This window comes from Erwinia sp. E602 (assembly GCF_018141005.1).
Lineage (GTDB): Bacteria > Pseudomonadota > Gammaproteobacteria > Enterobacterales > Enterobacteriaceae > Erwinia.
The window spans coordinates 1,551,609-1,564,506 of the sequence record NZ_CP046582.1 but is presented as its reverse complement, the minus strand read 5'-3'; the positions used below and the strand labels follow the sequence as shown (position 1 = coordinate 1,564,506).

Below are 12,898 nucleotides of genomic sequence, written 5' to 3'. Positions count from 1 at the left end.
ACCGGTTGCAAACGCCTTAACGGTAGTCAGTAAACCGCAAAACCGCCCTGCCACCAACCATCCTTTTCGCAAGCCTAATCCCGCGTTGTGGAAATAGACAGCGCGCAACGGCCGCGATGATTTCGGGAAATGAAAAAGGGGCGCGAAAGCGCCCCCTGCAGGTCCGGTTGCCTGTAGGGCAACCGGTTCAGTCGTTAACTCAGGTCCGCGCCGTTGCTGGCGATCACCTTCTGATACCAGTAAAACGATTTTTTGCGGGTGCGGGCGAAGGTGCCCTGCCCCTGGTCATCGCGATCGACCCAGACAAAGCCGTAGCGCTTGCTCATCTCCCCGGTGGAGGCGGACACCAGATCGATGCAGCCCCAGGAGGTGTAGCCGATCACCGGGATACCGTCGTCGATGGCGTCGGCCATCGCCTTGATATGCTCGCGCAGGTAGCTGATGCGGTAGTCGTCGTCGATCCCGCCCTGCGCGTTAACCTCATCCTTCGCGCCGAGGCCGTTTTCCACCAGGAACAGCGGCTTCTGGTAGCGGTCATACATCATATTCATGGTGATGCGCAGCCCTAACGGATCGATGCCCCAGCCCCATTCGCTGGCCTGGATATGCGGGTTTTTCAGCGATTTGACGATGTTGGCGGCGCTGCTGTTGTGCTCGTTCATCTCCGCCGAGGCGCAGCGCGAGGCGTAGTAGCTGAAGGAGACAAAATCGACGCTGTTTTTCAGGATCTCATCGTCGCCCGGCTCCATCACCACGCTGATGCCTTTTTCGCGGAACAGGCGGCGGGTGTACGAGGGGTAAGCGCCGCGCGCCTGCACGTCGATAAAGAACAGGTTTTCGCGGTCTTTCTCCAGCGCGGCCCACACGTCTTCCGGCTTGCACGACCAGGGGTAGAAGTTGCCGCCGGCCAGCATGCAGCCCACCTGATTCTGCGGGTTGACCTCGTGGGCAATTTTAGTGGCCAGCGCGCTGGCCAGCAGCTCATGGTGCGCCGCCTGGTATTTCACCTGCTCCGGGTTGTCCTGCGGCTCAAACACCAGCCCGGCGCCGGAGAAAGGGCTGTGCAACAGGATGTTGATCTCATTAAAGGTCAGCCAGTACTTCACCAGGCCGTCAAAGGCTTCAAAGCAGGTGCGGGCGTAGTGGGTAAAGAACGCCACCATCCTGCGGTTGCGCCACGAACCGTATTCGCGCACCAGGTGCATCGGCACGTCAAAGTGGCACAGCGTCACCAGCGGCTCGATGCCGTGCTTTTTGCACTCGCTGAACAGATCCCGGTAGAAGGCGATGCCTTCGGCGTTCGGCACGGTTTCATCGCCGTTGGGGAACAGGCGGCTCCAGGCGATCGAGGTGCGAAACACGCTGAACCCCATCTCCGCCATCAGCGCAATATCCTCTTTGTAGCGATGGTAAAAATCAATGCCTTCATGGCTGGGATAGAACTCATCCTCGCGCAGCGCAAAGCGTTTTTGCTGGCCGAGCTTAACCGCCAGCCGGTCTTTACCGTGAGGGATCATATCCACCGTGGTCAGCCCTTTGCCGCCGGCCAGATACGCGCCTTCGGCCTGGTTCGCGGCGAGCGCACCACCCCATAAAAAGTCCGCGGGGAAAACAGATGCTGGCATAGATACCTCTTCTCAGTTGGTCGTTTTTAAAACAGGTTGTTCAGCTAACGCGGGTGCCGCGCTGGCCTTGTCGGTTGCCGCTTCGGCCTCGACGGGAATATCGTCAAACCCCAGCAGCAGCGTGAGAATAAAGGAGAGCACCACCGCGAGGATCATCACGCCAAACACCCAGACGATGGTCATCGGGTTGGTCGGGTCAAAGAACTGCACGCTGGTGAACAGGCCCGGCGAGGCCATCGAGTGGCTGGCCAGGCCCGCGACGCCGGCCACGCCGCCGCAGACAAAACCGCTGATTAACGCCGCGATCAGCGGGCGCTTCAGGCGAATGGCGACGCCGTACAGCGCCGGTTCTGAAATACCTGCAACGATTGCCGAGGCCGCCGCGGCCAACGCCGTCTGGCGCAGCTCCGGGTTTTTGGTGCGCCAGGCCACCGCCAGTGAGGAGCCGCCTAACGACAGGTTGGCGCCGATTTCGGAGGGCATCACCATCCCCTCTTTACCGGTTTCGGCGATGGTCTGAATAATGGTGGGCGTAAACACCCGGTGCATCCCGGTCATCACCAGCAGCGGCCACAGCGCGCCCATGATCGCCACCGATAACCAGCCCAGGTAGCTGTGGATGGTGTAGACCAGCGCCGAGATGCCGCTGCCGACCCAGATCCCCAGCGGGCCAATCAGCAGGATGGCGATCGGCGCGGCGATCAGCACGATCAGCATCGGTTTAAGGAAGTTTTTCGTCACCGCCGGCGTGATGCGGTCAACCCAGCGTTCAATGTAGGAGAGCAGCCAGGTCATGATTAACGCCGGGATCACCGTGTAGGTATATTTCACCGCCGTGACCGGCACCCCCATAAAATCAACCGGCTGCCCCTGGGCCGCCTTCGCCATCAGATCGATAAACGCCGGGTGCAGCAGCACCCCGGCAATGGCGATCGCCAGCGACATATTGGTTTTGAATTTGACCGCGGCAGAGGCGGCCACCATCACCGGCAGGAAGAAGAACGCGCCGTCGCCGATGGCGTTAAGGATAATCAGCGTGGAGGAGCCTTTTTCGAACACCCCGGTCATATCGAGGATCATCGCCAGCAGCTTGACCATCGAACCGCCGATAATCGCCGGGATCAGCGGCGACATGGTGCCAATCAGCGCGTCGAGAATACCGGCCCCGATGCGCCTCAGGGTAAGCTTGCCTTTGGCAGGCGCGGGCTGTGCCGCCGCGGCCCCGGCGGGCAGCAGTTTCACCACCTCGGCATAGGCCTGTGAAACGGTGTTGCCGATAATCACCTGGCACTGATTTTCATTTCTCACCACGCCGAGCACGCCGCCGATCGCCTTGAGGCGGGCAACGTCAACGCGGGCGTCGTCGTTAAGCACAAAGCGCAGGCGCGTCATGCAGTGCGTTACCGCCGCAACGTTATTCACGCCGCCAACTGCATCCACTATCGATGTTGCTACCGCTGTATAATTTTTAGACATGAGGATGATTCTCGTAGGATAGGTAACCGGTCTCACACGATGTTGTTTATATTTTAAGTGAATATCAATAACTAAATTTAGTTAGCGCTTTTTTTGTGAACGGGATCGACATATGCAAAGGCAATCGGCGGGGAATCGCCTGCTCTGACGCGGGGTAATGTGTAGAATGACGGGTATTATTAACGGGTCAGGAAATCCCTATGTCGACCATGCAGGAAGTGGCAAAACTCGCCGGCGTCTCGAAAGCCACCGTGTCGCGGGTGCTCACCGGCAAAGGCTACGTCAGCGACGCCACGCGGGAGCAGGTGTTTAAGGCGATTGAACAGGCGGGCTATCGCCCCAACCTGCTGGCGCGCAATCTGGCCAGCAGTAAATCGCAGTGCATTGGCATGGTGGTCACCAACACCCTGTATAACGGCAGTTACTTCAGCGAGTTGCTGGCACAGGCGGCAAAAAAGCTGGAGGACAACGGCCGCCAGCTGATTCTGGTCGATGGCAAACACAGCGCAGAGGAGGAGCAGCAGGCGATCCAGTTTCTGCTCGGGTTACGCTGTGATGCGATTATCATCTATCCGCGCTTTCTGACCATCGCCGCGATGGATGAGATTATCGGCCAGCATAAGCAGCCGATCATGGTGGTAAACCGCCGGCTGCGGGTGCACCAGAGCCACTGCATCTGCTGCGATCACAAGGGGGCCAGCCTTAACGCCACCCGCCATCTGCTGGAACGCGGCCACCGCCAGATCGCTTTTGTCACCGGCTCGCTGGACTCACCGACGGCGATCGAACGGCTTTCAGGCTATAAAGAGGCGTTAAAACAGCACGGGATTGAACCGGACGAACGGCTGATCGTGCAGGGCAAATGGACGCCGGCCAGCGGGGCCGCGGCGGTGAGCGCATTGCTCAGCGATAACGTCTCCTTCAGCGCGGTGCTGGCCAGCAACGATGAGATGGCGATTGGGGCGATCAAGACCCTGACCCGGGCGGGCATCGCCGTACCGGCGCAGGTCTCGGTGATCGGCTTCGACGATACGCCGACGGCGGCCTGGCTGACCCCGGCGCTCTCCAGCGTGAAAGATCCGGTCAGCGGCATGATGAGCGAAGTGATTAACCGGCTGATCGCCATGCTCGACGGCGGTTACCTGTCGCAGGACAACCTGTTCAGCTCGGCGCTGCAGATCAGGGATTCGGTAAGCGAGGGGCCTTACCGGCAACAGTGATATGCGTGACGGATAGCCGGTAGCCAGAAGTCGGTAATCGGTAATCGGTAATCGGTAATCGGTAATCGGTAGTCGGTAGTCGGTAGTCGGTAGTCGGTAGTCGGTAGTCGGTAGTCGGTAGTCGGTAGTCGGTAGTCAGTGAGCGGCAAGCCTGGCGGCCCGCAAGGGTGGCCTGAATGAAACGTTAATCGCCACAGGCTGTGATGCCTGTGGCCAGGGTACGCCAGTAAACCTTATTATTCCCCCGCGACCAACCATCCTTTTCGCAACCCTAATCCCGCATTCCGGGATTAGCGGTTAATCCCGCCGTTTGAATGAGTTATGCCGGATTTGTTGTTTTACAGCCCTCCCCGCCCCCTTCAATAATTGCCGGTAATTGCTACGAACTCAAGGAACAGACATGGCTTACCGACTGAGCTTGCTGGATAAAAGCCCGGTGGCTGAAGGCGAAGATGCCTCTCAGGCGCTGGCCCGCACCGTAACGCTGGCGCAAAAGGCCGAGCAGTGGGGCTTTCACCGCATCTGGCTGGCGGAACACCACAACACCACGGCGCTGGCCGGCCCGTCGCCGGAGGTGCTGATTGCCTGGATCCTGGCGCATACCCAGAATCTGCGGGTCGGCTCCGGCGGCGTGATGCTGCAGCACTACAGCCCGTACAAGGTAGCCGAAAACTTTAACCTGCTGGCCTCGTTAGCGCCGGGCCGCGTCGACCTCGGCGTCGGCAAAGCGCCGGGCGGCCTGCCGCTCTCTACCCGCGCCCTGCAGCAGGGAGTGCATGCCGCCGAGAAAGGCGACTTCGCCAGCCAGCTGAAAGCGCTGGACGGCTGGCTGACCGCCCCACCGGCCGGTGCCGATGCCACAGACAGCCTGCAGGCCACCCCGCTGCCGCCGCACCCGGCCAGCCGTTTTCTGCTCGGTGCCAGTGAGGGCAGCGCGCAGCTGGCTGCCGAACTCGGCTGGGAGTTTGTCTACGCCGCGCACATCAACGGCAATGAACAGGACCTGGCGCGTTCGCTGGACGCATACCGCAGCCACAGCGGCGGCCGTCCTGCGCTGCTTGCGGTGCAGGCGATCGTAGCAAGCACCGCCGAACAGGCCAGCGCCCTCGCCACCGACCTGAAACACTTCCGCGTGCACGTCAATAACGGCCAGACCGTTAACGTTGGCAGCGTGGCCCAGGCGGAAGCCTTTATCCGCCAGTCCGGGGCCAGCGAACACCGGATCGAGCCGCGCGAGTCCACCGCGATTACCGGTACCGCAGAGCAGGTGCACCGGCATCTGCAACAGCTGCACCAGCGCTACGGCATTGAAGAATTTATTATCGACACCCCGGTCAGCCAGGGTGCCGCCCGCCTGAAATCGCTGGAGCTGCTGGCCAGCCACCAGCTGGTCGCGGCATAAGGAGCAGAGCATGAGCCAGACTTTAGAAGCACAGCTGGTCGCCTGGCGACGCGAGCTGCACCAGTATCCTGAACTCTCCAACGAAGAGTTCGCCACCACCGAACGCATTCAGAACTGGCTGCGCAGCGCGGATATCCGCCAGCTGCCGTTCGACCTGAAAACCGGCGTCATTGCCGAGATCGGCCAGGGCGAGCCGCTGATCGCGCTGCGCGCCGATATCGATGCGCTGCCGATCGACGAGGTCGCCCCGGTTGAATTCCGTTCAAAAAACCCCGGCGTGATGCACGCCTGCGGCCACGATATTCACACCTCGGTGATCCTCGGCGCGGCGCTGCTGCTGAAGGCGCGGGAGAGCAGCCTGCCCGGCCGCGTGCGCCTGCTGTTCCAGCCCGCCGAAGAGCGCTTTGGCGGGGCGAAAACGCTGATCGGGGCCGGTGCGCTGGAGGGCGTTAGCGCCATTTTCGGCGCACACAACGCGCCGGAGCTGCCGGTGGGCACCTTTGCCACCCGCGGCGGGCCGTTCTACGCCAACGTCGATCGCTTTGATATTGAAATTGAGGGCAAAGGGGCACACGCCGCCCGCCCGCAGGAAGGCGTTGATTCTATTGTGATCGCCAGCCAGATCGTTACCGCGCTGCAGACGCTGGTCAGCCGTAATTACAGCCCGCTGGAGTCGGTGGTGGTCAGCGTCACCCGCATTGAGGGTGGTAACACCTGGAACGTGCTGCCGCAGAAGGTGGTGCTGGAAGGCACCGTGCGCACCCATAACGATGCGATCCGCGCTGAGATCCCGGCGCGCATTGAGAAGCTGATTAGCAGCATCGCCGAAGGCTTTGGCGGCCGCGCACAGCTCAACTGGCACGGCGGCCCGCCGGCGGTGGTCAACACCGAACGCTGGGCGGAGTTCAGCAAACAGGTGGCGGCGCGCGCCGGTTACGAGGTGCGGCACGCGGAGGTGCAGATGGGCGGTGAAGATTTTGCCTTCTACCTGCACAACACGCCGGGCACCTTCGTCAGCATCGGCAGCGCCAGCGAGTTTGGCCTGCACCATCCCGGCTTTAACCCGGACGACTCACTGATTTATCCCGCCGCGCAGTTCTTCAGCCAGCTGGCCGAAGCCGCGCTGCAGGAAATTAACTGACCACGGCAGGCCGCAGGTTCATCTGCACTCCCCTGCCCGACCGTCAGCCCGGCTGCGGCGGCAGGGATAAAAAATAAAATAAGAGACATCACACATGATTAAAAAAGCCACACTCACCGCGCTGATCTCCGCCACCCTGCTGCTCAGCAGCGCCGCCTTCGCGGAAACCGTTAAGATTAACGGCACCGGCATCAGCGTTGAAGCCAATACCACGCCGATCCACGCGCCGGTTAACCCGGAAGCGGTGGCGCAGCTGCCGAAAAACCTGCGCCTCGCGGTGCCGGGCAAATTTACCGTCGCGGTCGCCGCGCTGAACTCGCCGCCGCTGGCGCTGTTCTCCGATGACAACAAAACCCTGCTCGGCAGCGAGGCGGATATCGCCCGCCTGGTGGCCGACAGCCTCGGCCTTGAGCTGAACATCGTACCGACCTCGTGGGAAGACTGGCCGCTGGGCGTCTCTTCCGGCAAATACGACGCGGCGATCACCAACGTCACCGTGACCAAAGAGCGCAAAGAGAAGTTTGACTTCGCCACCTACCGCCAGGACACGCTGGGCTTCTACGTGAAGTCCACCAGCAAAATCACCTCGCTGAAAAAAGCGGAAGATATCGCCGGCTTGCGCATCATCGTCGGCTCCGGCACCAACCAGGAGGCGGTGCTGCTGGCGTGGGACGCGGAAAACCAGAAGAAAGGCCTGAAGCCGTTTACGCCGATCTACGTGAAGGATGATGCGGCGCAAACGCTGGCGATCCAGTCAGGCCGCGCCGACGCCTTCTTTGGCCCGAACGTGATGGGCGCGTGGAAAGCGGCGCTGACCGGGCAGACCAGACTTGTTGGCATCGTTGACGGCGGCTGGCCGAAGGCGGCACATATCGCCGTCACGCTGAAGAAAGGCAACGGCCTGGTCACCCCGGTGCATACCGCGCTGAACGGCGTGATCAAGGGCGGCGAGTACGACAAAGTGCTGAACCGCTGGGGGGAAGGCGTGGAGCGTCTTGACCGGTCCGAAATCAACCCGCCAGGACTGGGCGACTAAAGGAGGCCGTGATGAGCCACGAACAGTTTCGTCAGCTCTCCCCGGAGGCGCCAGAACTGGCGCCGATTATCTCGGGTTTGTTTGATGAGTACAGCGCCCGCTACGGCAACTTCTTTGCGCGTCATGCCGAAGTTGAGCTGACCGAATGGTATCTGCCGCCGCAGGGGATGTTTATCGTGCTGGAGCGCGACGGCGAGATTATCGCCATGGGTGCCTACAAGCCCTATGACGCCGTGACCGCCGAGCTGAAACGCATCTGGACCCGTGGCGACCTGCGTCGCCAGGGGCTGGCGCAGAAGGTGCTGGTTGAGCTGGAACGGCGGGCGCTGGAGGCCGGCTACCGCCAGGTGTTTCTGACCACCGGCTTCCGCCAGCCGGAGGCGGTGCGCCTGTACCTCTCTTACGGCTACCAGCCGCAGTTTGATATCACCCGCGATCCGGTGGAGTACAGCCTGCCGCCGCACGACGGCCGCCTGCGCTTTCGCAAGCCGCTGGGCGATAACGTGCTGACGGAGGCCGTCGATGAAGCATCATGAACATCTGCGGGTGGTGCCCGCGCGCTATCCGCTGCGCATTCTGGGCGCGTTTCTGGCGCTGTTTATTCTCGCGGTGGTGATCCAGTCGGTGGCGTTCAACCCGCGCTGGGAGTGGGGGGTGTTTGCCAAATGGTTCTTTAACCCGGCGGTGCTCAGCGGGCTGGGGCAGACCCTGCTGCTGACGCTGCTCGGCACCGTCTTCAGCATCCTGTTCGGCGGCGCGCTGGCGCTGGCGCGCCTGTCGCCGTCGTGGCTGCTCTCCGGCATGGCGTTCGGCTATATCTGGCTGTTCCGCTCGCTGCCGCTGATCGTGGTGCTGATCATCCTCTACAACTTCTCCTATCTGTACGACACGCTGTCGCTGGGCATTCCCTTTACCCCGCTGAAGTTTGCTGAATACCAGACCATCGATATCCTCGGCCAGTTCAGCACCGCGGTGATCGGCCTGACGCTGGTGCAGTCCGCCTACACCGCAGAGATTATTCGCGGCGGCATTCTCGGCGTCGATCAGGGGCAGTTTGAAGCGGCAGCCGCGCTCGGCCTGCCCTCCTCGCGCCGCACGCTGCGCATTATCCTGCCGCAGGCGCTGCGCTCGATCATCCCGACCGGCTTTAACGAAATTATCAGCCTCGCCAAGGGCACCTCGATGGTGTACGTGCTGGCGATGCCGGAGCTGTTTTACACCATTCAGATGGTCTACAACCGCACCCAGCAGGTGATCCCGCTGCTGATGGTCGCCGCCGTCTGGTACCTGCTGATCACCACCGTGCTGTCGGTGTTCCAGCACTACGTTGAACGCTGGCTGGCCCGCAGCGCCACCCGTGAATCCTCCACCCCGCGCCGCCGCTGGTTTCAGCGCCGACCTGAAGCCAACATCACCCCGTTGAGGAGCTAACCATGTCAGAAGCTATTGCCATTCAGCCGCAGACGACGCGTGGTCATATTTCCATCACCAACGTCAGCAAACACTTCGGCCGCTTTAAGGCGCTGGACGACGTATCGCTGGAGCTGCCGCCGGGTTCGGTGACGGTGATCCTCGGCCCGTCCGGCTCCGGCAAATCCACCCTGTTACGGGCGATTAATCACCTGGAGCGGGTGGATGAGGGCTTTATCCGCATCGACGGCGAGTACATCGGCTACCGCCGCAAGGGTGACAGGCTTTACGAGCTGAAGGAAAAAGCGATCCTCAAGCAGCGCACCGAGGTCGGCTACGTATTTCAGAACTTCAACCTGTTCCCGCACCTGACGGTGCTGGAAAATATTATTGAAGCGCCGCTGGTGCACAAAAAGATGAACCGCGCCCAGGCGATTGAACGCGCCGGTGAACTGCTGGACGCGGTCGGCCTGCGCCACAAGGCGGACGCCTGGCCGCGCCACCTCTCCGGCGGCCAGCAGCAGCGTATCGCCATCGCCCGCGCGCTGGCGCTCGACCCACGGGTGATCCTGTTTGATGAACCCACCTCCGCGCTGGATCCGGAGCTGGTGGGTGAAGTGCTGGATACCATCAAAAAGCTGGCCCGCTCCGGCACCACGCTGGTGGTGGTCACCCACGAAATCGGCTTTGCCCGCGAAGTGGCCGACCACGTGGTGTTTATGGTCGACGGCCAGATCGTCGAGCAGGGCAACGCCCGCCAGGTACTGAACCAGCCGCAGCACCCGCGCACGCGGCGCTTTCTGGATAAAGTGCTGTAACCCCAGTCCCGGCGGCCTCGCCGGGATTTTTTTATTTCCCTCGCGCATAAAAAAACCGGCGGTTCAAAGTGAACTGCCGGTTATAACCATTTGGCAAGACGACGAGAAAGTTCAGGGAAGTTAACGGCGTTTGCAGTGCCGTTAAAAACAGCATACTCCCCCGCTAACCCGCTGACTAATAACAATAGTGGCTGAGGTTATGCGCTGAGGCGCTAGCGCCATTGTGCGCCGTTTACCCGCCCGGTTCCCCCCTGCGGCAGAACGCGTAACGCACTGGTCCAGGTCTGCGGAGCCGCTCGGTTAGCGGGTTAGCAGATTCACGCTTATTCCGGTCTCCGGGTCCGTTCCGTTACCAGCCTGGCAGCCCAGGCAGGTTCACGTTTATTCGCCGGTATCCGTACGCTGTACCGCGTCCAGCGTTGCCAGCTCGCGCTCGGCACCGGTCAGTTCGCTCAGGCGGCCGTCGCGCATCTCCAGCAGGCGGTCAGCGTGCTGGAAATAGTGATCATCGTGGCTGATGGCGATAATGGTTTTGCCCAGCCCCTGCAGCCACGGCAGCAGTTCACGATAGAAGATGCGGCGGAAGTGCGGATCCTGATCGGCGGCCCACTCGTCCAGCAGCAGGATATCGCGCTGTTCGGCGGTGGCCAGCAGCAGCGCCAGGCGCTTGGTCTGCCCCTTCGACAGCTTAAGGTCGAGGATGCGGTTGCCGTCCAGCTGGATCTTGTCCTGCATCTTCAGCCGTTCCAGCCACGCCTGCACCTGCTGCGGGTCGGCCGCTTCGCCCTGCTGGCCAATCAGCCGGTCAAACAGGTGCACGTCGGTAAACACCGCCGAGAAGCGGCGGCGATAGTTGTCCAGGTCGTTCAGGTCGACAGGCTGCCCGTCGATCAGGATCTGGCCGGAAACCGGCTGGTAGAGGCCGGTCAGCAGCATCGCCAGCGTCGATTTACCGCTGCCGTTGCCGCCGATCACAAACACCAGTTCGCCACGGTGCAGGGTCATATCGATCGGGCCGATGGCAAAACCGTTGTCACCGTAGTGGAACAAAACGTCACGCAGCTCAAGCGTCTGCCACGGCTGCGCCGCCCTGGCCTGCGGGAAGGCCGCGTTATAGGGTTCCAGTCTGAACGTCTCCAGCTTGTTAAACGCCACCTGGGCGGTCAGCAGGGTCGGCAGCGCGCCCACCGCAGACAGCATCGGCGTACGCAGGAACAGCAGGGTCAGCGAGTAGGTGGCCGCGACGGCGGTATCAGCCCAGCCCAGGGTATTCGCCAGGAAGAATGCGAGGCCGATCGCCCCCAGCATCATGATGTTCGACCAGTTTACCGCGCTGAGGTGATAGGTATCGGCGCGGATAATATTGTGCCGGTAGGTGCGCGCGTCTTCGCCGTAAACGTCGTCAAAAATCTGCTGCGCGCGCTGACGGTTCAGCGCCAGCTCTTTGCGACCTTCAATAATGGTCTGATAGTCGGTGTACAGGCGGTCTTCGGTCTCGCGCAGCGTGGCCAGGTGGCGGTAGACGCGCGCCACCAGCAGCCAGCCGCCGATGATGGTGATTGCCACCCACACCGAGGTCACCAGCAGCATTTTCGACGACAGCCAGCCCAGATAAGCGGCACAGCCGACGGTCAGGATAATGCCCTGAATCAGCTCCGGCAGGCGCACAAAGGCGATGGTTATCGCCCTTACGTCGCTGGTCAGCGCCGCCAGCAGCTGCGCGCTGCCGATCTGCTCAATACGCTCCACCCGGGTATCCAGGATCCGCTTGATAAACTCGCCGCGCAGTCGATAAACAAAGTGGTGGCCGAGCATGGTCAGCGCCAGCTGCGAGGCCAGCGTCACCGCCAGCAGCAGCAGCAGCAGTCCGAGGAATTTCGGCAGCACGCTGAGCGAGGTGTCCAGGTTAACGATCAGTTCGCGGTTGATAAAGGCAATCATACCGATCCCCAACGCCGCGCTGAGCAGGCTCAGCACGATGACCGCAATAAACGGCCAGCGATACTGTTTATAAACGACGTGCAGCAACTCCATAAAAACATCCCGGCTGGTAAAAAGCAGCCTGCAGTTTAATGAGATGCTTTTCGATAGCAATAACTATTCGCATTCCAGTAAATCCTGCCGCGGTTAACGGGCGCGGCGGAAGGTCAGATTGTAGCGAAACGCCCCGGCGTCAGGGTGGCTGCCCGGCTTGAGCGGCAGAATGCCGTGGAAGCGCAGCCGCGACGGCCCGCCCCACACCACCACGTCGCCATGCTCCAGCAGCAGCCGCTGCGTGGCGTCCGTGCGCTCAAAGCCGCCAAAAAGAAACACCGCCGGCAGCCCCAGCGACACCGAGACGATCGGCTGGCGCAGATCGCGTTCGTCCTTATCCTGATGCAGCCCCATCTTCGCCCCCGGCTCATAGCGGTTCACCAGGCAGAAGTCCGGGTTAAAGCCGCTGAATCCCGCCTCCCGGGCGCAGCTTACCGCCAGCTCGCGGAACAGTGCCGGCATCGGCGGGCAGCGCCCGGCATCGCTGCGCGGCTCAGCGTAGCCATAGCCCCGGCTTTCCGAGGCCCAGCCAAAATCACCGCAGTGGGTCATCGCCGCCGACATCCGCTGGCCGCCCGGCGTAAAGCGGTGCACGAACGGGTTCCGCGCGGCAATCTGCTGCACCTGCGCCAGTATCGCCCCCGCCTGCTCGCGGGCGCGACGGCGCAGCACCACCGCCCCCTCCGCCAGCGGCTCGGCCCAGGGCTCTTCGTCACCAAACAGATCGAGCATTACT

Annotated in this window: 10 protein-coding genes and 1 pseudogene; 7 read left to right on the top strand and 4 right to left on the bottom strand. The window is 61.8% G+C overall.

Translation table 11 applies throughout. From position 1 onward, the window contains the following. Positions 1 to 194 precede the first annotated feature (194 nt). Positions 195 to 1,625, bottom strand: a complete 1,431-nt coding sequence (locus tag GKQ23_RS08570; RefSeq protein ID WP_212410310.1) for a 6-phospho-beta-glucosidase — start codon at positions 1,623 to 1,625, stop codon at positions 195 to 197. A 12-nt stretch (positions 1,626 to 1,637) separates the two neighbouring features. Beyond that, on the bottom strand, positions 1,638 to 3,101 hold the full coding sequence (ascF, locus tag GKQ23_RS08565; RefSeq protein ID WP_212410308.1) for a PTS cellobiose/arbutin/salicin transporter subunit IIBC: 1,464 nt from the start codon (positions 3,099 to 3,101) through the stop codon (positions 1,638 to 1,640). A 200-nt stretch (positions 3,102 to 3,301) separates the two neighbouring features. On the opposite strand from ascF, the gene GKQ23_RS08560 reads away from it, so the two are divergent. The 7 genes and pseudogenes from GKQ23_RS08560 to GKQ23_RS08530 all read left to right on the top strand — a co-directional run bounded on the left by GKQ23_RS08560 (position 3,302) and on the right by GKQ23_RS08530 (position 10,128). Beyond that, positions 3,302 to 4,321, top strand: coding sequence for a LacI family DNA-binding transcriptional regulator (locus GKQ23_RS08560; protein WP_212410306.1), 1,020 nt, complete (start codon positions 3,302 to 3,304; stop codon positions 4,319 to 4,321). A gap of 400 nt (positions 4,322 to 4,721) precedes the next feature. Further along, entirely contained in the window at positions 4,722 to 5,723 is a 1,002-nt protein-coding gene (locus tag GKQ23_RS08555) for an LLM class flavin-dependent oxidoreductase (RefSeq protein ID WP_212410304.1), read from the top strand. Positions 5,724 to 5,733: 10 nt separating this feature from the next. Continuing rightward, positions 5,734 to 6,864: a M20 peptidase aminoacylase family protein gene (locus GKQ23_RS08550; RefSeq protein ID WP_212410302.1), complete on the top strand. Its 1,131-nt coding sequence runs from the start codon at positions 5,734 to 5,736 to the stop codon at positions 6,862 to 6,864. A 100-nt stretch (positions 6,865 to 6,964) separates the two neighbouring features. Beyond that, positions 6,965 to 7,900 (top strand): annotated as a pseudogene (locus GKQ23_RS08545) (ABC transporter substrate-binding protein); the annotation flags it as partial. 11 nt (positions 7,901 to 7,911) lie between these two features. Further along, positions 7,912 to 8,436 (top strand): GNAT family N-acetyltransferase, encoded by a 525-nt coding sequence (locus GKQ23_RS08540; RefSeq protein ID WP_212410294.1) that lies wholly within the window; start codon positions 7,912 to 7,914, stop codon positions 8,434 to 8,436. Further along, positions 8,423 to 9,331: an amino acid ABC transporter permease gene (locus GKQ23_RS08535; RefSeq protein WP_056239636.1), complete on the top strand. Its 909-nt coding sequence runs from the start codon at positions 8,423 to 8,425 to the stop codon at positions 9,329 to 9,331. The genes GKQ23_RS08540 and GKQ23_RS08535 overlap by 14 nt, the downstream gene beginning before the upstream one ends. A gap of 2 nt (positions 9,332 to 9,333) precedes the next feature. Then, complete coding sequence (locus GKQ23_RS08530) at positions 9,334 to 10,128, top strand: amino acid ABC transporter ATP-binding protein (RefSeq protein ID WP_056239634.1); 795 nt, start codon at positions 9,334 to 9,336, stop codon at positions 10,126 to 10,128. 381 nt (positions 10,129 to 10,509) lie between these two features. On the opposite strand, the gene GKQ23_RS08525 is transcribed toward GKQ23_RS08530, so the two are convergent. Together GKQ23_RS08525 and alkB are read right to left on the bottom strand one after the other, a co-directional pair. After that, the gene (locus tag GKQ23_RS08525; protein WP_212410289.1) at positions 10,510 to 12,162 is read right to left on the bottom strand and encodes a multidrug ABC transporter permease/ATP-binding protein; all 1,653 of its coding nucleotides are present in this window, start codon (positions 12,160 to 12,162) and stop codon (positions 10,510 to 10,512) included. 93 nt (positions 12,163 to 12,255) lie between these two features. Continuing rightward, a complete protein-coding gene (gene alkB, locus GKQ23_RS08520; RefSeq protein WP_212410288.1) occupies positions 12,256 to 12,894 on the bottom strand; it encodes a DNA oxidative demethylase AlkB in 639 nt (212 codons plus the stop codon). Between the last annotated feature and the right edge of the window lie 4 nt (positions 12,895 to 12,898).